Origin of the sequence: Pyruvatibacter sp., from assembly GCF_040219635.1 — a bacterium.
Lineage (GTDB): Bacteria > Pseudomonadota > Alphaproteobacteria > CGMCC-115125 > CGMCC-115125 > Pyruvatibacter.
In genome coordinates, this window is the sequence record NZ_JAVJSC010000004.1 from 161,377 (window position 1) to 182,270 (window position 20,894).

21 protein-coding genes are annotated in these 20,894 nt (G+C 60.1%); 11 read left to right on the forward strand and 10 right to left on the reverse strand.

All coding sequences use genetic code 11. From position 1 onward, the window contains the following. Window positions 1-78 precede the first annotated feature (78 nt). Together RIB87_RS09530 and RIB87_RS09535 are read right to left on the reverse strand one after the other, a co-directional pair. On the reverse strand, window positions 79-447 hold the full coding sequence (locus tag RIB87_RS09530) for a phasin family protein (protein WP_350145940.1): 369 nt from the start codon (window positions 445-447) through the stop codon (window positions 79-81). A gap of 252 nt (window positions 448-699) precedes the next feature. Beyond that, window positions 700-1,965 carry a D-amino acid dehydrogenase gene (locus RIB87_RS09535; protein WP_350145942.1) on the reverse strand — a complete coding sequence of 422 codons (1,266 nt, stop codon included), beginning with the start codon at window positions 1,963-1,965 and terminating at the stop codon, window positions 700-702. An 84-nt stretch (window positions 1,966-2,049) separates the two neighbouring features. Here RIB87_RS09535 and RIB87_RS09540 point away from each other — a divergent pair, with 84 nt between their 5' ends. Beyond that, window positions 2,050-3,387 (forward strand): aminotransferase family protein, encoded by a 1,338-nt coding sequence (locus RIB87_RS09540; protein WP_350145944.1) that lies wholly within the window; start codon window positions 2,050-2,052, stop codon window positions 3,385-3,387. 17 nt (window positions 3,388-3,404) lie between these two features. Here RIB87_RS09540 and RIB87_RS09545 read toward each other — a convergent pair whose 3' ends face one another. Together RIB87_RS09545 and chrA are read right to left on the reverse strand one after the other, a co-directional pair. Continuing rightward, window positions 3,405-3,611: a hypothetical protein gene (locus RIB87_RS09545; protein ID WP_350145946.1), complete on the reverse strand. Its 207-nt coding sequence runs from the start codon at window positions 3,609-3,611 to the stop codon at window positions 3,405-3,407. Window positions 3,612-3,684: 73 nt separating this feature from the next. After that, complete coding sequence (chrA, locus tag RIB87_RS09550; protein ID WP_350145948.1) at window positions 3,685-4,875, reverse strand: chromate efflux transporter; 1,191 nt, start codon at window positions 4,873-4,875, stop codon at window positions 3,685-3,687. A gap of 147 nt (window positions 4,876-5,022) precedes the next feature. On the opposite strand from chrA, the gene RIB87_RS09555 reads away from it, so the two are divergent. Then, window positions 5,023-5,955: a DUF2336 domain-containing protein gene (locus RIB87_RS09555; protein ID WP_350145950.1), complete on the forward strand. Its 933-nt coding sequence runs from the start codon at window positions 5,023-5,025 to the stop codon at window positions 5,953-5,955. A gap of 10 nt (window positions 5,956-5,965) precedes the next feature. Here RIB87_RS09555 and RIB87_RS09560 read toward each other — a convergent pair whose 3' ends face one another. Then, complete coding sequence (locus tag RIB87_RS09560) at window positions 5,966-7,120, reverse strand: mechanosensitive ion channel family protein (protein WP_350145952.1); 1,155 nt, start codon at window positions 7,118-7,120, stop codon at window positions 5,966-5,968. A 237-nt stretch (window positions 7,121-7,357) separates the two neighbouring features. Here RIB87_RS09560 and RIB87_RS09565 point away from each other — a divergent pair, with 237 nt between their 5' ends. Next, window positions 7,358-7,576 (forward strand): macro domain-containing protein, encoded by a 219-nt coding sequence (locus RIB87_RS09565; RefSeq protein ID WP_350145954.1) that lies wholly within the window; start codon window positions 7,358-7,360, stop codon window positions 7,574-7,576. Here RIB87_RS09565 and RIB87_RS09570 read toward each other — a convergent pair. Continuing rightward, window positions 7,573-7,971 carry a DUF1491 family protein gene (locus tag RIB87_RS09570; protein ID WP_350145956.1) on the reverse strand — a complete coding sequence of 133 codons (399 nt, stop codon included), beginning with the start codon at window positions 7,969-7,971 and terminating at the stop codon, window positions 7,573-7,575. The two genes, RIB87_RS09565 and RIB87_RS09570, sit on opposite strands and share 4 nt — an antisense overlap. 78 nt (window positions 7,972-8,049) lie before the next feature. Further along, window positions 8,050-9,741 (reverse strand): PAS domain-containing sensor histidine kinase, encoded by a 1,692-nt coding sequence (locus tag RIB87_RS09575; RefSeq protein WP_350145958.1) that lies wholly within the window; start codon window positions 9,739-9,741, stop codon window positions 8,050-8,052. Between the two features lie 445 nt (window positions 9,742-10,186). Between RIB87_RS09575 and RIB87_RS09580 the strand changes: the two genes are divergently transcribed. The 6 genes from RIB87_RS09580 (at window position 10,187) to RIB87_RS09605 (ending at window position 15,775) form a co-directional block, all read left to right on the forward strand. Then, window positions 10,187-11,242, forward strand: a complete 1,056-nt coding sequence (locus RIB87_RS09580) for a hypothetical protein (RefSeq protein ID WP_350145960.1) — start codon at window positions 10,187-10,189, stop codon at window positions 11,240-11,242. Between the two features lie 131 nt (window positions 11,243-11,373). After that, the gene (locus RIB87_RS09585; protein WP_350145962.1) at window positions 11,374-13,041 is read left to right on the forward strand and encodes a sensor histidine kinase; all 1,668 of its coding nucleotides are present in this window, start codon (window positions 11,374-11,376) and stop codon (window positions 13,039-13,041) included. A 137-nt stretch (window positions 13,042-13,178) separates the two neighbouring features. After that, window positions 13,179-14,075, forward strand: coding sequence for a polyphosphate kinase 2 family protein (locus RIB87_RS09590; protein WP_350145964.1), 897 nt, complete (start codon window positions 13,179-13,181; stop codon window positions 14,073-14,075). A gap of 233 nt (window positions 14,076-14,308) precedes the next feature. Next, on the forward strand, window positions 14,309-14,701 hold the full coding sequence (locus RIB87_RS09595) for a hypothetical protein (RefSeq protein WP_350145966.1): 393 nt from the start codon (window positions 14,309-14,311) through the stop codon (window positions 14,699-14,701). Window positions 14,702-14,981: 280 nt separating this feature from the next. Beyond that, complete coding sequence (locus tag RIB87_RS09600) at window positions 14,982-15,416, forward strand: SufE family protein (RefSeq protein ID WP_350145968.1); 435 nt, start codon at window positions 14,982-14,984, stop codon at window positions 15,414-15,416. Then, on the forward strand, window positions 15,413-15,775 hold the full coding sequence (locus tag RIB87_RS09605) for a DUF4345 family protein (protein WP_350145970.1): 363 nt from the start codon (window positions 15,413-15,415) through the stop codon (window positions 15,773-15,775). The genes RIB87_RS09600 and RIB87_RS09605 overlap by 4 nt, the downstream gene beginning before the upstream one ends. A gap of 10 nt (window positions 15,776-15,785) precedes the next feature. Here the strand turns inward: RIB87_RS09605 and RIB87_RS09610 are convergent, their stop codons facing one another. Then, window positions 15,786-16,661 carry a DUF6456 domain-containing protein gene (locus RIB87_RS09610; RefSeq protein WP_350145972.1) on the reverse strand — a complete coding sequence of 292 codons (876 nt, stop codon included), beginning with the start codon at window positions 16,659-16,661 and terminating at the stop codon, window positions 15,786-15,788. After that, the gene (locus RIB87_RS09615; RefSeq protein ID WP_350145974.1) at window positions 16,658-16,855 is read right to left on the reverse strand and encodes a hypothetical protein; all 198 of its coding nucleotides are present in this window, start codon (window positions 16,853-16,855) and stop codon (window positions 16,658-16,660) included. Before RIB87_RS09615 ends, RIB87_RS09610 begins: the two co-directional genes overlap by 4 nt. 447 nt (window positions 16,856-17,302) lie before the next feature. On the opposite strand from RIB87_RS09615, the gene RIB87_RS09620 reads away from it, so the two are divergent. Beyond that, entirely contained in the window at window positions 17,303-17,881 is a 579-nt protein-coding gene (locus RIB87_RS09620; RefSeq protein ID WP_350145976.1) for a helix-turn-helix domain-containing protein, read from the forward strand. Window positions 17,882-17,917: 36 nt separating this feature from the next. On the opposite strand, the gene RIB87_RS09625 is transcribed toward RIB87_RS09620, so the two are convergent. Further along, window positions 17,918-19,840, reverse strand: coding sequence for a hypothetical protein (locus RIB87_RS09625; RefSeq protein ID WP_350145978.1), 1,923 nt, complete (start codon window positions 19,838-19,840; stop codon window positions 17,918-17,920). Between the two features lie 206 nt (window positions 19,841-20,046). Between RIB87_RS09625 and RIB87_RS09630 the strand changes: the two genes are divergently transcribed. Further along, window positions 20,047-20,880 (forward strand): GNAT family N-acetyltransferase, encoded by an 834-nt coding sequence (locus tag RIB87_RS09630; RefSeq protein ID WP_350145980.1) that lies wholly within the window; start codon window positions 20,047-20,049, stop codon window positions 20,878-20,880. The last annotated feature ends 14 nt before the right edge of the window (window positions 20,881-20,894 follow it).

Here is a 20,894-nt window from a genome sequence, read left to right on the forward strand (position 1 = left end):
CCCCAGAACATAAAAAAACGCCCGGCTGCAGGGAGGAGCAGCCGGGCGTTCAGCCTGATCAGGCGTTTTAGGCGCGCGTTAGGCAGCGCGGCCCAAAGCTTCGTTGACGTTGGTTTCAACGCGGGCGCGAACTTCCTGCACGCGCTTGACGATCGGCTGGCTGACTTCCTTCACGGCCTTCGTGGCGATGTCGCCAACCTTGCCGGCGCCCTGACGGGTGCGCTTGAGAGCAGCTTCAGCATACTTGCGCTGAGCGGTTACAGCAGACTGAAGGTCCTTGGCGTCAACCGTTGCGCGGAAGGCTTTGAAACCGTCAACGACGTTTGCTTCAACAGTGTCGATGACCGTGTGCGCAGCAACCCGGATCGGGCTCTTTGCAGCGGCCTTCTTGGCAGCGGGGCGACGACGGGTTGTGGTCTTCTTTGCAGTCTTCTTGGCAGCAGCCATATCAAGTCTCCTTGGGTTGCGGCAGTTGGAGGGGCGCCGCTTGCTTGTCCCCGGTTTCAATTTTTTCACGCCCCCAATACGCAGGGGATCCATCAACGAGGGTCAGGCGGATCAACTCCGCGACGCCACTCGTCTTGTGCGATGCAACATATATGAGAAGGCTCCTCGCCTTTGCAAGCACTTTTTTTGTGCGCTGCAATATAACTTGAAAAGTGCCGGGAATCCGGGGTTTTTTTCTTGTTCTTTAGGGTGTTAGCTGCCAAAGCGACCCAGCGAAAATGCCCTGGAATCGATTTTTCCCGGTTTTTGGTCGATCTCATCCGCCAAAACGCGTGCACTGCCACATGCCATGGTCCAGCCGTATGTTCCGTGTCCGGAGTTTATGCTGATGTTCTGCCACTTGCCCGCCCTGCCGATGATCGGCCCACCGTCTGGTGTCATTGGCCGCAGCCCGGTCCAGACCTGTGCATCGGGCGCATCGGCGAGTGTGGGGAACAGATCGTTCAGTGCCTTGCGGACGGCGGCGGCACGCCTGGGGTTGATGCGCAGATCATCGCCTGCGAGTTCCGCCATGCCGGCAACGCGCACACTGTCCCCAAGCCGCGTTATCACCACGCGGCGTTCTTCGTCGGTCAGGCTGATGGTCGGGGCCAGGTTGCTGCCCGCCACGGGTACCGTCACCGAGTATCCTTTTATCGGGTAGATCGGCAGGCTGACGCCGAGTGCCCGCATGATGGCAACGCTGCCGACGCCCAGACAGACCACCACATGGTCACATGGGATGCTGCGGCCAGATGTCTTGACAGCGGTTGCACGCGCGCCGTCTGTCTGTATGCCGGTGACCGTCGTGTCGAATGCAAACGTAACGCCGGTCTCGCGTGCCTTGGCGGCCAGCGCCTGGGTAAACGCATGGGCATCGCCGCTTTCATCTGCGGCGAAATGGATGCCGCCGATGATCTCGCCTGCGGAAACGGCTGGCTCAAGAGCCGGGTCAATCTCAATGCACTGTGATGCTGTGACAAACCGCGCATCGGCCCCCATGGCGTGCAGTTGTTCAGCTTTGACGCGTAATTCTTCAAGGTCAGCCCGCGACTTCGCGACCTTCAAAATGCCTTTGGTCTGCTGCTGATATTCAAGACCCAGCCGGGCACGCAGGCTTTGCAGTTCAGCAAGGCTCAGGCGGCCCAGCGCCAGGTTGCGGGCAACGCCTTCGTTGTGTGCGCGCGCGGTACAGCGGCCGACGAACGCCATCAGCCATTTCCATTGGGCAAGGTCGGCGCGCGGCGACCATTTGAGTGGCGCATCAGCCCGAAACAGCCACTTGAGCGCCTGCCACGGCACGCCGGGAGCAGCCCACGGGGCACTGCCGGTTGCTGAAATCTGCCCGCCATTGGCAAAGCTGGTTTCCAGCGCCACGCCAGTCGCGCGGTCGATGACGGTCACATCATGACCACGCTCGGCGAGATACCAGGCCGTAGTGACGCCGACAACGCCTGCTCCCAGAACGGCTATTCTCATGGTGGCAGTGTCCGTTTACCCTTCATATGCGCAGGCGTACCCGCCTGCTACCGTGATATGGCCCCTTGCAGAGAGACTGTCCATATGGCCGACCATCCAAAATCTCATTTGTGGCCGTTCGTGCCATCAAGCCGGATCATTGACGTGGTGCGGGCGCATGGCGTGTGGCTTGAGCTTGCCGACGGCACACGGATTCTTGATGCAGCAGGCGGCGCGATTGCCGCCAGCATTGGCCATGGACGCAAAGAGGTTGCAGAGGCAACTGCTGCAGCCATGGCGGAAACGGGCTACATCGTGCCGACGTTTCTCACCCCTCAACGCGAACGCCTGATTGAGCGGCTAAGGCAAAGCTGGCTGCCAAAAAACCTTACCCGCGTGCATCTTTCAAGCGGCGGCTCGGAAGCAGCAGACGCTGCCATCCGGCTGGCGCGTATGCATCATATTGCGACGGGAAATGACAGCCGCTGGAAAATCATCGGGCGTGAACCTTCTTATCACGGCGCGACGGCGTTGACGCTTGCCGTCGGCGGGCACCGTGCGAGGCAAAAAGGCTTTGAGCAATATGCGGGGCAGTTTCCCAAAGTGCCCGCGCCTTATGGTTTGCGCAGCCCGTTGGGGCGACACCATCGGGATGAAGACCTGCGGTGTGCACAGGCTTTGGAAAATACAATTGTGAGTGAAGGGCCCGATACCGTCGCAGCGTTCATGGCTGAGAGCATCACCGGATCGTCGGGCGGCGCATTACAGCCCGGCCCGCGCTATTGGCCTGAGGTTCAACGCATCTGCCGCCAATACGGCGTGCTGCTTATAATAGACGAAGTGATGACCGGGTTTGGCCGCACCGGACGCAGGTTTGGCATCGAGCACTTTGAGATTGAGCCGGACATCATGTTTGCCGGTAAAGGCCTGACAGGTGGCTACGCACCGCTGGCTGGCATCTACACAACGGACAATGTTGTGGAGCCGCTGGCAGCGCGCGGCGAGAGCCTGATGTTTTATACCTATGGTGGCCATCCCGGCGCGTGTGCCGCAGCCGACAAAGTGCTGGAAATCATTGAGCGCGATCATCTTGTGGCGCGCGCCGCTGAACAAGGTGACAAGCTGAAGGCATTGCTGGATGACCGGCTTGCCAATCACCCCCACGTAGCAGAAATACGCGGGCGCGGGTTGCTGTGGGGCATTGAACTTGTGGCTGACCGCGACACGCTGGAGAGGTTTTCACCGGACGCGGGCATCACCAATGCCGTTGTTGGGGCAGGCCTGCGGGAGGGTGCGTTCTTCTACCCCGGTGGCACGGGCGAGGTGCGAGATGTGATCTGTCTTGGGCCGGCCTTCACCGTGAGCGATGACGAGCTTGAGATGATGGCTGACAGGCTGCTGCTTGCCATTAACGCCGCGACACTGAGACAGGCGGCGGCCTGACGTCCCTCTCATTCAGCCTAGGGATGCGGTGCGGCGACCACCCCGGCGTTGGGCGTGTCAGCGTGTTCTGCGTCCGGCGATAGATGCAGGATTGTTGCTGTGTGCCCCTGTGCCAGATCAGGCGTTGGTTCGCCTGACGGCGTGAACTCTATGACATTGGTGTTCGGCTCATCCGGTGTTGCCGCCGGGTCAGTCAGGCCGGTTTCGTCTGGCTCATATGCCATAACCATGCTCCTGCTCAATTTACCGTAAGCAAAGCCTGCGCTCGTTATGGTGAACCAAAGGTTAACGCTGGTTCTAGGTCGTCAGCGCCCAGGCAACACCTGCCAGCGCGCCCAGCGGCACCACAGCCCATGCCGGAGTGCGCAGCCATGTGAGCGCGCCAAAGGCCGCCACGGCAATCGCGATGTCACTCGCGTCGTTTATGGCTGTTGTGGCAACGGGATCATACAGCGCTGCGGCCAGAATGCCGACGACAGCCGCGTTGATGCCTGTCAGCGCGGCGCGTGCTGTTGCGTTGACGCGCAGATGTGCCCAGAACGGCAGGGTTCCTGCCACCAGCAATGCGCCGGGCAGGAAAATCATCACCAGGGCAAGGGCTGCCATTGATAGCGCGGGCACCGTGCCCTGATCGATGGATGCGGTAGCCCCAAGAAAAGCTGAGAACGAAAACAGTGGTCCCGGCACAGCCTGCGCAAAGCCATATCCGGCGGTAAAATCAGTTGCGCTGACAAGACCGGGCGCAACCGTTTCAGCCTGCAGCAACGGCAGCACCACATGACCGCCGCCAAACACCAGCGCGCCGGAGCGATAGAAGCCATCGGCAATCTGCAGGGGCAATGACGGGCTTTGCGCGGCCAGAACCGGCAGCAGCACCAGCAACACCAGACTGATGCCGATCAACACGGCACCCGTCCAGCGGGACAAAGGTTGCGCAAAGTCGCTTGTGTTGTCTTGCGTGGTTGCTGCGTTTGACAGCACCAAAAGGCCCGCAACAGCACCACCCGCGATTGCCAGCAACTGACCTGAGACCCCGCCAACCAGAATGACAACCGCGACAGCAGAAGCAGCCAGAGCGGCACGCAGAACATCAGGCGTCAGCGAGCGCGCCATACCGAGCAACGCATGGGCAACCACCGCCACAACGACAGCCTTGATGCCGTCGAGCAAACCCGGCGGCAATGCAGCGCTGAACTGAACCAGAGCCAGCGCGGCTGCGGTCATCAAAAGGGCTGCGGGCAACGTAAACCCAAGCCATGCGGCAAGCGCACCACCGGGGCCTGCGCGCATCAACCCGATGGCAAGGCCAACCTGGCTGGAGGCCGGGCCGGGCAGAAACTGGCACAGCGCCACAAGGTCAGCGTAGGCCGTATCGCTCAGCCATTTGCGGCGCGCCACAAACTCGTCGCGGAAGAAGCCAATATGCGCAACGGGGCCGCCAAACGCTGTGAGGCCAAGCCGCAAGAAAACAAAAAAGACATTACCCATCTGTCGCCATGGCCCGTTTTGCAGGCGGTACGAAACACCGCACACCGATTCGTTAACGCTCAGGCGCAATACTTGCAGCAGACTTTAGACGGCTGAGTGACACCCGCGCCACTCACGCCTGGATTGATGGAGCATCCGGCAGACTAAATGACTGAAATCGCCACCAGACTGGGTCAGCTTGCTTCCCTGCTGAGGGATAAAACCCCGCAGGGCCGCGCGGCGCTGCTCACCTGTGTGACTGACTTATATGCATCCGGTGCTGATACATGCAGCACTCACGAACGTGATGCGTTTGGTGCATTGCTGGCCGATCTGGCGGGGCGGGTTGATGCTCATGCGAGGGCTGCCCTTTCAGCCCGGCTTTGCCGCATGGAAAACGCGCCTCCCCTGCTCATCAAGACACTGCTTGAAGACGAAGCCGTTGTTGCAGCACCGTTGCTTGCGCATTTCCCGCATCTGGATGAAGCCATGTTGCTGGACATCCTCGCCCGCAGAACGGCTGCACATGCCAGTGCAATTCTGGAACGCGAGCCGCTTCCAGCGTCTGTCGCCGTACGCCTCTTGTGGTCCGTACCGCCAAAGCTCGCATGGCAGGCATTGCGCTGTGCCTTTGAAGCTGATCCGGCGGCTGTAACACCAGGAGATGTGGGCAGTGACGAACCTTTGACGGAGCAGGCCCTGGCTTTTGCCAGGACAAAGGAAGCGCGCAACGAACTGTCGGAACCTTTACTGCTGCGGTTGATGCGCGATGGGGAAAAAGATGCGTTTTTGGCGTGTCTTGACCTCATGACCGATGTTGATCATGCAACCGCCAAAATGATTTTGAACGAACCAACCGGATATGCCCTTGCGGTTCTGTGCAAGGCAACGGGGTTTGCACGGTCCAGTTTTGCATCGCTTGCCCACCTCGCCGACACGAGAGGCGAACGCGGTACGCAGCAAACCTTTGCGTTATTGAACGGGTTTGAGAGCATTGACCAGACCGAGGCACAACGGCTGCTTGGTGTCTGGAAAACAGTTTTTGGCGGCGCTGCGCCTGACCTCACAGACACCACACATGCAGACCGCAAGACGGGCTAGCCACCAGTCGCTATCCGGTGAGTTTATCCGTAGGCGGTGTAAATATTTCAGGCGTGCCAACGGGCAGGCTTTCCAGATAGAGCGACGTTGAAGGGAACGCGAAGCCCGTGCCCGCATCTTCCACAATATCCTTGATTGCGTAGGCCAGTTGCTCTTTGGCTTCCAACCATTCGCCCCATACGATTGTACGGGTGAAACAATAGATCATGATGTCGATTGAGCTGTCGTTGAACGCATCAATACGCACGAACATCGGCACTTCGGGGGGCTTGGCAAAGGCGTCCGTGTTTACCAGATAGCCTTCTATGCAGTTGCGGATTTCTTGAAGCTGGGCTTTCGTGGTGCGGTATTCAACGCCGATTTTCCAGTAAATGCGGCGGTGGCTCATGGCCGAGAAATTGGTGACCGCTCCGTCGGCAAACTCCGTGTTGGGAACAAAAACCGGCGCCTTGTCAAAGCGGCGGATGCGGGTGGACCGAAAGCCAATATGCTCAACGGTGCCCTCGACCACATCGTTGACTTTCACCCAGTCGCCGACGCCGAAGCGTTTTTCCACCAGAATTGAAAGACCTGCCAGCAGGTTTTTGAACAAATCCTGCGCGCCCAACGCAACCGCTACGCCCAACAGGCCAAGGCCCGCGATGAGCGGCGCAACCTGGATACCCCAGACCTGCAACACCGTCGCAACACCCAGCAGAACAACACCGATACGCGTGGCGGTAATCAACCAGTCCACCATTTCGCGCGTCAGCACTGCCTCAAGGCGTTTGAACACCAGCGTTAACGGTTGGGTGATGTTGTAGAGCGCCCAGAAAATGGCAATGACAACCATCGAGCGCTCGACATTGAGCAGAATGGTGGCACCCACACCTTCAAGCGCCAGATACTGACCGGCCACGAAAACACCCATCGTGACGACCAGCAATTTGAGCGACGGCGCAATGGCATTGATCAACATGTCATCGAACTGCGTCTCGCTGCGTTGGGCCCAGCGGTGCAGGGCCACGACGACGATCTTCGCAAACAGACCACGCAGAATGTAAAAGCCGATGAAGATAAGTGCCGCGATAAGGATGCGGCCAAAATCAATGCCCAGAAATCCCTCGGTCCACACGTTGGACATGAGAATCCAGAAATCGATGGCAAGCTGCTGAATAGTTGTCATTTGACCAATTGGTAAGTTTCTGGCGGGTCTTTGGGACGTTTGCTGTGCCGCAAATGGCTCCGTCTGATAGCCCGGAAAGCAGCAGCGTCACAAGGTTGCCAAGCCTGACGCCCTATCAGCACCTGATACCGGGTAGGCGGTGGGATTTGACCTCGATCATCGCCTTGCACAGTCGTGCCGCCTACAACTGCCCCCGAAACGATATTTGGATGTCCACCGTCAGGAGGCGATACCGTCATGACAACCGTGCGTGAAATTGTTGAAAAGCATGTGCAGGCAGCCCTGAGCGAAGCAGAGGCTGCAAAGTTTCCCCGCGATTCTGTGGCGCGGGTGCTGTTTGATGAGGTCATCAAACTCTACCGGCAGGACCGCGAGCCGGACGATATTGCCAGCGAGTTGATGGCGGCGGCAGAGAACATGGATGCCGGTGACGGCATTGCGTTCATGCGGCCCTAGCGACGGAACGCCTTGTCGATTTCCGGGTTGCTGCGTGGTGGTTCATCCGTCGCCACGCTGCCGTCAAGGTAAGGGGTGGCGTCAGCAGTTTCCATTTCAATAATCCAGATGTCCGGATCTGCGGCGGATCGGCGCGCCAGATACGCGTCGGCGTCCGCTTCGGATTGGGTGCTTTGGCTGGTTGCATGTGTCCAGCGCGGGCGGCCCTCGTCATCCATCCCCGGCCCCGGAGCTGCTGCATAAATGCGAACTGCTTGGGAGCCTGATGTGGCCTTGACGAAAATGGCTCCGGCTACTTCATGCCCGCGCTGTACAACGGTGGCGAACACGCCTGACGCTGTCGCAGTGCGCAGCATGGCCTGGACGCGCAGATCTGATCTCAGACGTGGGTGCATGGCGGCAGACTGGCACTTGCTGGCTACACAGAGCAAGACACAGCAGGACTGAGCCCAACGCTACGCCATCATCTCGTTTCAGGCGGTGCGTCGGACGATTGACTGGGCGCGCGGAAATACCAGACGGACGCGTGTGCCGTGGCCCGGTTCGGATTTGATGGAAAAGCCGCCGCGCTGCAACTCGGTCAGCGCCTTTGCAATGGCAAGGCCCACGCCTGCACCGGACGGACGGCCTTCAAGGCTGCCGCCGGTGCGCTCAAACGGGCGCATCAGCCGGTCAACTTCGTTTGGTGGAATACCAGGACCATTGTCGGTCACATCCAGCCACACGCTGATGTCGTCTGCGCCAGCGCTCACGTCCACGCTCTGGCCAAGGGGCGAATACTGGATGGCGTTGGCCAGAATGCTCTGCAGCGCCTGACCGGCGGCGCGGGCATCGGCCATCGCCAGCGGCAGATCATCGGGCACATGGTTTTGCACGACGATACGGTCGCGCCTGGCCTGGGGTGCCAGTGTGCGGATGGCAGCGTCGGCCACCGGCCACATGGCGGTTTCTTCGGCGTCTATTTCGACGGCACCGGCTTCGATTTCGGACATGCGTAGTACGTCGGTGACAATGCGCAGCAATGTCTTGCCGCTGTCGCCAATCATGTCGGCATAATCGCTGTAGCGGCCATTGCCTATGGGACCAAACGACTGGTCGCGGATGACCTGTGCAAAGCCGATGATGCTGTTGAGCGGTGTGCGCAGTTCATGGCTCATGGAGCGTAAGAACGCGGACTTGGTGCGGCTGGCTGATTCAGCCATGTCGCGGGCCTCGCTCATGACGGCCTGCGCCTGCTTGCGTTCGGTAATTTCGCGGGTGACAGCCACAACGCTGATGTCCACATCTGTGCCGGTGGCACGCACGCGGGTTTCCAGGTGACGTATGCTGCCATCGGGCGCGGTAACGGAAAACTCGAAGCCTGCTTCGCCGCCCTGGCGCAAGGCTGAGGAAAATGCATCCGCCATGGTGTGCGCTTCGTCGGCGTTTGCCATGTCGCTGAAGCGGGTTCCCAGCAACTTGTCCGGCGTGATGTCAAGCAGGCGGCGGCTGGCAGGCGTCGCAAATATGATGGTGCCATCAATGGCGTGGCGGGTAATCAGGTCGCTGGCATTGTCGGCTACCATGCGATAGCGGGCTTCTTCGCTGTCGGCGGCGTCTTCTGCAAGCTGATAGGCAAGCTGGGTGCGCATGGCGAGTGCGCCTGCATAGAAGATGGCTGCGACGATAGCGATCATACGCACGAGAAACGGATCGAGACTTGGCAGATGTGCAGGCGGCAGGCTGGCCGCGACGGACAGCGCTAGCAGACCCGCAAACACCGTGGTGCTGATGCTCGCCGCCAGAACGGCAGTGCGACGGCTGGCGGAAAGTGCTGCTTCCAGCGGCACAATCGCCAGCCAGAAAATGGCCGGTGAATCGACACCGCCCGTCCACAGGCACAGCCAGCCGACCAGCAGAGCCAGCATCAGGCTCGACAAGGCGTAGGAAGATGCAAGATGGCCGGTCAACCGCAGATAGATGCCTGGAAGGGCTGTCGCCGCCAGCAGGCCGAACGCTCCGGCAGTAAACATGTCCATGCTGCCGGTGACAGCGAAAAAGACGATGCCCCCAAGCAGACCCATCGTGCCGCCAGCACAATGCTGGCGGATAAACGACGCATGACGGCGCATGTGGCGCGGGCGGCCACGGACGCTGAGGTGAACATGCCAATCTGCGGTCTGCACGAATATCCCCCAATAACGCTGCCTACCGCCTACGCAACGCGCGGCGGCGGACGGCGAAAACGCTGATCCCGGGCCGCAAAGCCCGGTTGTCGGCGTATTCTTGGCCATTCAGGGTTAAGGAAGCTGAAATATGCGAACCCGGTGGCGATATTTCGCCGCTGCCGGGCCTTGCCTGCAGGCGCGTTCACAGATTGCAAGGCGGGCAGCATAAGCCTAGTGTAGGCATGTCCGTTGCACGGAGGTTAACGTGGACGTGCCGGGCGCTTCGGAATGGCACAGATACCCGCTGAATGGGCAAGGACATCGCCCGGAATGAAGCGTTTGTGCGCCAACGAAACGGGCGCGCGCAATATTTTCAGGTCTTGTGACGCGTTTTCTTGAACGCGCTGACCACAACGGCCAAAACCAAAACGGCCACGACGGCCACAACGGGGTGACTTTAGTGATGGTGAACATGTTTGCGCGATCGGCTGGTATCGTGGTGGCGGGTCTTGCATTGGCTGGCTGCATGACAGACGGCCTGACCGGCAGCACGCCTGCCGTAAACGCGGTTCAGGCAGCCCCGGCTCCCGAACCCGTCATTGAGCCTTATCAGATCGCAAGCGCGCCGGTTATTTTGTCAGACGGATCGATCATCCCTGTGCCGCGGGCAAAGCCGGCCTATGCCGGCAAGACGCTGGACACGGCTACGCGCGACGATGCCGGTGTGCTGCCATCTCTTGAAGGCTCAGCTTCGCTGGTTGCCAAGGCCGAGGCTTACCGCGCTTTCGACCAGGCAATTGACGATCTGGCCAACAAAAAGTTCAAGTCCCCGCGCGACGTCCGCGCCGCCCTTGAGGCCCTGCGACCGCATGATCCGGAGCAGTTGGCCGAAGGCTGGATTGCCAACAGTGCGTTTCTGGCCGCAAACGAGCCAGAGTTTGCAGCCGCCCTTAAGGCTGCTGTGGCACGCGATGGCAAAAACGCGGTGGTGACACGGCTCGCCTCAGGATCAGGCGTATGGATGTTTGACGGAAGCCAGAAAGCCCGCCTTGCGGTGGTGGCTGATGCGGCCGATGCCTATAAGCGGCTGACGGTTTTGGGCCAGCGTTTTTTGACAACAGCCGTCGAGTTCCAGCGCACACGCTGGGGCAGCTATGAGCAACCGGCACCGTTCTCGGTGGCACCCCAGTTTGCGGCAAGCGATGTTGGGGGTGTTGACCTTGGCGGCATACTTGCGGAACTGGCGGGGGTTCAGTCTGCCCACGCGGCAACGCCTGTGATGCAGCGCATTCTGTCGCTCGCCGGGCACATTGCGATTGATGAATCTGAAAAGGTCACGGCCGTTTCGATGACGGAAAACCGGGATCTTTCGCGCTGCGCCCGCTTTGCACGGCTCAATCTCAACCAGTGCCTTGCTGCCGCTCACTTCCCGTCTGAGGAAGCGTACTGCACCGGTAAACACGGCGTTAACGAGATTGCCTATTGCTGGGCGACATATCTGCCGGAAGCGGCCAAGTAAAACTCGCCAATACGCTTTGTGAACTTCGAGAGGCGGCCCAAAACGGGTCGCCTCTTTTTTTGCACACCATTTCCTAACCAGCCTGTGACTAATCTGTGGACTGGATTTGATGGATATGGGTGGGGCACGCAATGCCTGTGGGGACGCGTGAAGGAATAAACGCGCTTGTGGCGGGGCTGGACAGCCTGCGCGTCGGCATTATCGTTTTTGATGGTGACGATCGGCTGGTCTATTGCAACGACCACTTCCGTTACATCTTCCGCACCTTTGACGATCTCGACAGCCTTATCGGCTCAACCTTTGAGCAAATGCTCAAGCAGCTTGTGGCTGAAGGCGAGTTCGCCGGTGAACGCGCGATCACGGACCCCGACGGATGGATTGCGGATACTCTCGCCTATCATATGTCTCGCGACTGGCGTCCGCGTGTTGAACGGCTGTCTGATGGGCGCTGGATGGAAGTGAAATCGAGACCGCTTGATAACGGTGGTGCGATTGTTCACTGGAACGATATCACCACGCTGATGCGCACACAGATGCGCTTTGAAGCCGCTATTGAAAGCACCGCCGACGGCTTTGCCGTATGGGATCAGGCCGACAGGCTGGTGCTGCACAACCGCGTTTTTGCGCGGCTGCATCGCGCCACCTCGGAGCGGCTTAAGCCGGGCACATCATTTCGTACGTTCATCACGGAGACTGCCCACTCGCATGTTTTTGATGACGGCGTGGACCCGGATGAATGGATTGAGCGACGCATGGACAAACATGCCTTGCCCATCGGCCAGAGCACGCTTCGGCATCGTGATGGGCGTTGGTTCTTGATGCGCGATCGCCACACCCGTGAAGGTGGGCGCGTTACGGTGTACACGGATATTACCGAACTCAAGGAACGTGAACGCCAGCTCATTGAGCGGGGGCGGACCCTGCAATACACGGTGCAGGAACTGGAAATGAACCAGGCGGTGCTCGAAGATCAGGCATCCAACCTTGTGGACGTGGCGGAGAAGCTGGACTCAGCCAAGTCTGCCGCCGAACGTGCCAACGAAAGCAAGACATCATTCCTGCGCAACATGAGCCACGAGCTGCGCACGCCGCTTAATTCCATCATCGGGTTTTCAGAGGTGCTGGAACAGGAGCTGTTCGGGCGACTGGGCAACGAAAAATATCTCGACTACGCGCATATGATCCACACATCCGGCGGGCATCTGCTGGTGCTGATAAATCAGATACTTGATCTGTCCAAAATCGAAGCCGGGCGCTACGAACTCGTGTATCACCCGTTTGACCTGCGCGACGTGGTGGAGGATTGCGTTGACCTGCTGGCACCGCAGGCAAAAGCAGGCCAGATTACCATTGACGTTGATCTGCCTGCGGATGAACTGGAAGTGGATGCGGATCCCACTGCGATACGGCAATCAGTACTCAACATCATGTCGAATGCTGTCAAGTTTACAGCTGAGGGCGGCTCGGTCAGTGTCGGGCTGGATGTGGTGAACAGCATGGTCAGGCTGACCGTGAGCGACACCGGCATCGGCATTTCGCCGAATGATTTGCGTCGGGTGCTAATTCCTTTCGAGCAGGTGGATTCAGCTTTTGCTGCTGAGAAGCAGGGCACTGGTCTGGGATTGCCCATCGTGAAATCGTTGATTGAACTGCATGGCGGCTCTATCGAGCTTGCCAGCACCCTGGGAAAGGGCACCACAGTGACCATGTGGCTCCCCGTCGAAGCGTGCGATGTGTCCGCGCGGCCCCGCGTGCAAGCCGCCGGATATGGATTGATTGCCTCCCCCTCCGCCTACTGAGCTATGCGCAGTCCGCTTGGCAACGCCAATCTGCGTAATCGGGTATGGTCTTTAGCAAGTGCGTGACAACAGCGTCTCGGCATGATCCGATCAGCGTCGAGATTCACCTACGCCTGATGGATACAGCACAGCAACTCATGAAAGATAACAAAACCAACAGCTCATCGAGCGGCTATCAGGATGGATTTGCGGTCTGGCAGCCCAACAGCTTTGCCCTGTCATCCGTGCCGCTGGATGCTCAGCTTGACAGCAACGCTTATGCAGACGCCATCAAAACGCTGCAGGATGGCGTTCGGCAGCTGCAACTGGCTTTTCTCTATAACCGCCTCAAGGGCGTGATTGTTTTTGAGGGATGGGACGCGGCTGGCAAAGGCGGTGTGATACGCCGCCTGACCAGCGTCATGGACCCGCGCGCCGTACGGGTGTGGCCAATCTCAGCACCAGACCAGCGCGAGCGTGAAGAACACTATCTGCAACGCTTCTGGCGGCGGTTGCCCCCAAACGGAGAACTGGGTGTGTTTGATCGCTCCTGGTACGGACGGGTGTTGGTGGAGCGTGTGGAGGCATTTGCCACCTCGGAAGAATGGGGGCGCGCCTACGGCGAAATCAATGCCTTTGAAAAGTCGCTGGCGGCGGACGGCTTCCGGCTGGTGAAAATCTTCTTGCATGTGTCACCCGAAGAGCAGGCAGAGCGCTTTCGCGCCCGGCTGAAAGACCCTTTGAAACGCTGGAAGCTGACACCTGAAGACCTGCGCAATCGCGGCCAGCGCGCTGCCTATGAGGATGCGATCGAGGAAATGATCCGCCGCACATCCGCGCCGGATGCGCCATGGCATGTCATTCCCGCAAACGACAAGAAGTTTGCGCGCGCTGCTGCCCTAGATACCATCATCAAGGCGTTGGGTGCGGGTGTGAACTTCGAGCCGCGAGAGCACACACCTGAGTTTCTGGCCGAGGCACATCACGCGCTGGGCATGGATGACGCCGCGTCTGCGTCAAGAGACGCGCCCGCCGACCCAGACAACAAAAGCTAAAGTTTTAGGTTTTTTTGATCTGTACTTGCGTTGCGGTGGTTTGGACTTTTTGACCATGCGCCATATTAGGGGCCTGTTTGGGCGCCTGCACGGCAAGTTACATCAAATGCGACCTATTCAATTTGCACCCTTCAAACACCTTCAGTCCTACGCTCGCAGGCGTGACATGAGAGCACTGCTGTCTTGCCTGCCCATTCCGGGCGGCGACACGGCACAACCGAGGGGTCGGTTCGATGCTTATAGTGAGAGTTGTTTTCTGGCTGGCGATTATCGCCATGATTTTACCTGCGGCGCCCGGCGTTTCGACACAGCAGGGCGGCGCGGCACAGGCTGCTGCTGTAACGCCCGCCGCGGCGGATGCATTTGACGCAGGCGATGCCGTGTCGATTGCCGTTTCGACAGGGGCTGACGTTCTGGGCTTTTGCGAGCGCAACGAAGCTGTGTGCGACACTGCGGTGTCAGCCGGTGCGCATGTTGTGGACCAGGTCATCTATTATTCCGGCGAGGCGCTGGGCTGGGCTACGCAGGAGCTGCTGAATGCCCGTCAGGCCGGCGCGGACGCTGCAGATCCGTCAGCCATCACGCCTGCAGCCATAGAGGCCCCTGCCATTGAACAGGGTGTTTGAGGCACAAATACAAAACCGGTGGAGAGACCGGTAAGTAAAGGCGGCAGAAGCCGTCTGACATAGACTGCCCGTCCCTCGATGGGCGCGTATTGCGCTTCCTCCAAGAGGCCCCCTTCCCCCCCAGGGTCCGCCTCGTCCCCACCAGGAGTGCAGTACGCGCCACTTTTTTGCGATTTTTGTTCCTGTCGATCGGCATGACAGTCGCCGCGTATGTTGTCTGTGCTCAAAGAACGCCCTATGTCTGTGACATACGAGTGTTTTTGTCAGGAGACTGCGGGCCGTGAGCATTGATGCTCTCATAGACGATTTTGCCTATCTGGATGATTGGGAAGACCGCTACCGGTATGTGATTGAGCTGGGCAAAGGCCTTGAGCCATTACCTGAAGCTGCGCACACGGATGAGTTCAAAGTCAAAGGCTGCGTCAGTCAGGTGTGGCTGGTTACGCATGTTGAGCAGGGCACATCGGACGGGCCGGTACTTCGGTTTGTCGGGGACAGCGATGCGCATATCGTCCGTGGACTGATTGCTATTGTGCTGGCGTTGTATTCGGGACACTCCGCATCCGATATTCTGGCGACCGACCCTGACGATGTGTTCCGCAAGATTGGTCTGGACGAGCATTTGAGCCCGCAACGCTCCAATGGGCTGCACGCCATGGTGGGGCGCATTCAGGCCGATGCTGCAGCAGCCCTTGAAGGTCGGGCGGCATCATGAGTGTGGTGTGGCTGGCCTATGCAGCAGGCCTTGCCGGGCTTGGCCTTGGTCTGTTTGCCATTGTCAGCCCGCACGGTGCTGCGCGGCTTGTGGTCATTCGCATTGACCCTGACCTGCCCCACTCGATTTCAGAAGTGCGCGCGACGTATGGAGGCGTGTTTGCGGGTGGCCATGCCTTTGCGCTTGTGTCAGGCAACGAGGCTGCTTTCATAACACTAGCCTGCGGCTGGGCTCTGACAGCTGTGGTGCGGGCTGGTTCAATGATGATGGACAGGGCTGCCAACAGCGCAAACTATGGCGGCACGGCGTTTGAGTTTGCCATGGCAGCGTTGCTCGCCGGGCCGTTCCTGCTTGCGTAGCTGCGCAAACCTATCGGCCATCGGCCCGCCACAGACCGATTTTTCCGCTTCGTTTGGTGTTGCCGTTGAAGCCATAGTGATCGGCCAGCCTGTCGAGGGCGATGGCGAGAACTATTTTCCCGGCGCGTTGCGGCCAGCCCATGCGGCGTTCAGCATCTTCAAGGCCATTGAGGTAGCAGCACACATCCACCAGGGGCTCCGCGAGGCCCGGCCCCACTGCATCCACGGCCTTGTAGAAACGCTGGCGCGCGGCAAGGGCACGATCGCTCATGGTCATGCGGTCGCCGGTTTTGGTGTGGGCGGCGTCTGGCGCCATTGACCAGTCGGCGGTGGTACGCGGCGTCATCTGGGCTGAGGTGAAATCCGCCCGGAGCCTTTCGCCTGCTTCAAACTGCGCCTGTGTGATCAGGGCCTGGCCTTTGGCGCCCTTGCGGCGGCGCAGCCAGCCCAGCGGTGTTTCACTCAGGTTGACCCGCATGGGGGTAAGGGCTGTTTTGGTTCCCGTACCCCGCCCGTCTATCAGGCGCGTGCCTTCAAGCTGATGCTGGCTGCGAAACGGATCCTGTGCTGCTGTTGCGCGTGCCACCCACTGGCGGCCGAGGTCACTCAGTACATAGGTCTGGTTGCTGTCCGGCTGTAACAGGCCCTCCCGCACAAAGGCGGACACATAGGCAGCATCCATACGGATGCGCGGCACACCACTCTTGGTGCGGGTGGTCCTGACAGCATACCGCGTGGTGCCGGAAACAGGCTCCAGCCGGGCCTGCGCGACCGCAAGGCGCAGCAGAATGCGTCGGCGCTCGCGGTCGAGATCGCCTGCCGCGAGAACGGGTTGCTGCGCCGTTGATGGCAGGCCCGTGACCCACTTTTTGCCTGATGTACTCATGCGCCTTCTCCTGTCATGAGGCTGGACGCGTCTGCCTGCGCGGCATTGCCGCTGGCCGCCAGCAAATGCCATTCAAGACGCGTCAGGAAATGGTCGAAAGCCGGGTTATCGCGCTGCCATTCAACCACCTTGCAGGCATGGGACGCCGTCGAGCGGTCCCGGCCGAACGCTGCGGCGACGTGGGCAAGCGGCACACTGAACACGACATGGTGAGGTACATGGCAACCTGCCGGGCATGGCTGACAGCGCCTGACCCGCGCGTGGGCGCAAGCAACGCTGCAGCGGGCAGCCTGAAGGCGTGGGCGACAAACACCCGCACAAGTTGTGCATGATGTGTATTGTGAAGCGAGAAACACCGTATCTGGTGGTGTATCTGGCGGTGTATCGGGTAGTGCATCTGGCAGGCAGGTGAGTTAGATGCTATTACGTCAATAACATTCGGCATTGCGATTAACCCCGGCGTGATCTAGGAACATAATAGGAACTTTATATTTCATTAGATATATTTTTACGTATTACGTAAACACCGTGGATAACTTTTTTGGATTATTTTCGTCTTGAGACCCGGCCACGGGTGTCAGACTGACGCGAATGGGCGCGTTGGGCGGCGCAGGCTGGTCGGCTAAACGGGGGATATCGACGTGCAAACACGTATTCGGCATTACAGGAAGCTGCGCGGACTGACGCTGCAGCAGCTCGCGGACAGTGTTGCCACCACGCCGCAGACCATTTCGCGGCTTGAAACCGGCAACATGACGGTCTCGATGGACTGGCTGCAGCGCTTTGCCGAGGTGTTTGGCATACATGTGGCCGACCTGATTGAAGGCGGCGGCGGGCGCGAGATATCACTTTTGGGCACGCTCGCCGGGGACGGAGCCGTGTTATCGGGCGCTGAAACCGAGACGGCCCGCTTTGTGCTGGATGTACCCGCAGACCGGCCGGTCGCCGTGCGCCTTGCAGCACGCATCGGACGCTACGAAGCGGGCGACCTGCTGATTTGTAACCGGCTGGAAGGAGCAGACCTTGCAGGCGCGCACGGGCAGGACTGTCTGGTGCCCGCAGACGGCAAGATGTTTTTTCTGCGTCGACTGGCGCGCGAAACTGATGGCACGTTCACGCTGATGCCGCTCGACCCTGGTGGCGACGTGCGTTTTGGTGTGCAGCTTGAGTGGGCGGCACGGATTGTGATGCGGGTCTCATATTTCAGGGACTGGCACTAGCCCCGGCTCAGCCACGCTAACTACTCCGCCAGCAAGCTACTGCGCCACGCAGATGCCTGACCAGCGACCACCATTGTCGGTGCGGCCCGGCGACAGCCCCCAACCGCCCCTGAACACACCTTCACCCATGAGGCGCAGGCGGGTGCCGCCGGTGGCAATTTCTGAAAGCCAGATACCCTCAACGGTTTCCTCCCTTACCCGCCCGAACACAAAGCCGGGCCTGGCTGTGGGTGTTTGTCTGTATGTGCCGCTGAAATACCCGTCATCGCGCGTCACCGTGACCAATCGGCCGAACTCGGTTTGCCATACGCCGTTCCACCCGACGCATGTTGAAGGTTCGGCGCCGGACACCCGCACCGGCACCGAAGCCAGCGTGCCGCCACCATTTCCAACACTGGCAACCACCGCTATTTCGTAATCTCCGGGTGCGGGTGCTGCAAAATGGACCGGCGACGTCTTGCTTGCTGGCAGGGCAACATCCTCAAGCATTTGTGCGGGGTCGTTCTGCTCCACCGTCCGCAACACAATGGTGCCCCCCTGCGCAAGACACCTGTTCTGGTTGGCGTCCACCCTCGCCTTCACGGCCTCGCCCTGACGATAGGCTGAAAAATCGACCATGATCTGCGGGGCCGGTTCGGCAGATGCCGCGGCGGCGGCAAGCATGTGCGGCGCAAGCTCCACTTCCTCTTCCAGAGCGCGCATTATTTCCAAGCGTTGCTCCAACACGGGCACCCGCAACAACAAGGCTGCCCGTGCCGTGCCGCGCTCAAGTGCCTGCTGAACGCCGCACCCGCTGCGGATGCTGCACACTGCCGACAAATTGAGCACCGTGCGCAGACGGGCCAGCGCGGATGCAATGGCGGGGTCAGGCAGCGCATCACTTGCCGGACACGCGCCGGGGCGTTGCTGCGTTTCGCTGCTACCCGCGCCAAGCCGCGCAAGCGCAAGCACTGCACGCTGCATGGCATCACCCAGCCCGCTCCAGTCTTCTTGTGGGGGGCGCGTTTCGGCCATTGAGCCTGACGCCATGTTAAACCGACCAAGCCGGTCTCGCAGGTGCGCCAGCGCAAGACGGGCTGCCGTTGCCCGCCACCGCTCGCGCATTGCGTTGTCGTCTGTCGATGTCGCCTCAAGCGCCTGCTCGATTTCAGCAAGCGTCCGCGCGGCGCGCTGAATATCCTCCGGGTCAAGGCCCGACAGGGTCATATGCTGAACAAGTGACAGCAGCGCCTGCACCGCTCCATCGGCATGATCGCTGATGATGCGACCGGGCACTGCTTGCGGCAGCGTCGTATTGTGACCCGCTGCCGGGCCGTCGCCGGTTGCGGCGATCAATAGCGACTGCGCAAAGGCCGCCGCCTCCAGCACTGCGGACCTTGCCTCGCAGTCAGCACCGGGACACGCCAACGTGGCGCAGTTCGCAGCCTGTGTTTCGAGGGTCTCCACCATGTGCAGAACCGGGCGCAGCAGCTTCGACGTGTCAACATCGTCGCCCACCCCAATCGGTGTGCAGGACCGAGTCAACAGGTTGGAGATGTGCTCGTCTTCCCGCAAGCACCGCTGTTCATCGCTGCACTGCCCATAGGCCTGCGCCATGCTGCCAGCCAGTGTGGCGACACCTTCTGCAGTCCGGCCAGCCGCGTCGGCATGATTGAGTGTTGTGAAGGGGGCCTGCGCATCAGTCCCGCCGGTGCCGGGGCCATTACCGTGCGGCAAGCCCGGCTTGTCGCGGGAGGCCGGTATTTCGAGCGCTGCCGGGTTTTGCTGCATGGCGCGCACCTGCGCCTTTAGGTCATCCGCCTTTGCCGCAAGCGCTGCAGCCAGTTCAGCGGGCCCGATACATGCCGAACATTCTTTCGTGGAGGCGTCTGCCTCGACATCTGCGTGAACATCTGAAAAGGCCGGTGGAACGGGTAGCGCGGCAAGGGCCAATGCACAGACAAGCATCCCCCTCGCCATAGCAAGGTTGCCAGACGCTGCGACTGACCGAATCAGGTTGGGGATGTGTTCCATCATTCCTATATTGCAGAGCACAATGGTGGATGTGTATGGTCTGCCCGAAGCCGCGCCGAATGACACTTTGTCACCCTTCGCCGCGCGGCCCCTACTTGCCCCTATGCTGTACCTGTTTTGCGGGTTACGGGGGTCCAGAAAGGTCTTGCTTCATGGCTACTGCAAAAACGACGACTGGTTCCGCAAAGGCAACTGCCAGGAAGGCAGCACCCAAGCGAGCATCTGCGAAACCCGCACTTGCCAAAAAGACACCTGCTAAAAAGACACCTGCTAAAAAGACAGTGGCGAAAAAGACAGTGGCCAAAAAGACGGTGGCCAGGAAAGCCGCCCCCCGCAAAGCCGCCGCCAAAAAAGCCGGACCTGAAAAAGCCACCACATCCGCCCAGCCATCGCGCCCACGTGCTGTTGCTCAGCCGGTTATCCGCCGCATCTGGCCCTTGGAGATGGACGCACTGCGGCGTCATCTGTGCCGACTGAGCCGCGAGGACCGGGTGCTGCGGTTTGGCCGTCCGGTCACCAACCGCTTCATCCAGACCTATGTGGACCGCCTCGACTGGTTCCGCGACATTGTGATTGGCGCGGTGATTGACGGTGAAATCAAAGCCACCGGCATTCTCACTCCCATCGGCTGGCGTTTGCCGCTTGAAGGCTCGGCGGCGGTTGCCGTGGAAGCCGACCTGCAGGGGTTTGGGCTTGGTTCGGAACTGACCAAGCGTATGCTGACCATCGGCCGCAACCGATTCATGTCGCGCATTTACATGCTGTGTCTGGTCAAGAACGAGCGTATGTACAGGATTGCTGAGAAGTTCGGCGGCGAGGTGGACAGGTTCCGTGACGAAACCGTGGAAGCACAGTTTGACTTGTCGCGCCCGACCCCCGGCACCATCGCAACCGAGGCCGTATCTGAAGGGCTGGCGCTTGGCCGCACTGTTATTGGCCGCGTGCCGGTTTTAGGTGCGCTCACCAATGGTCGCCACGCCGCATAGGCAGGATACAGCAG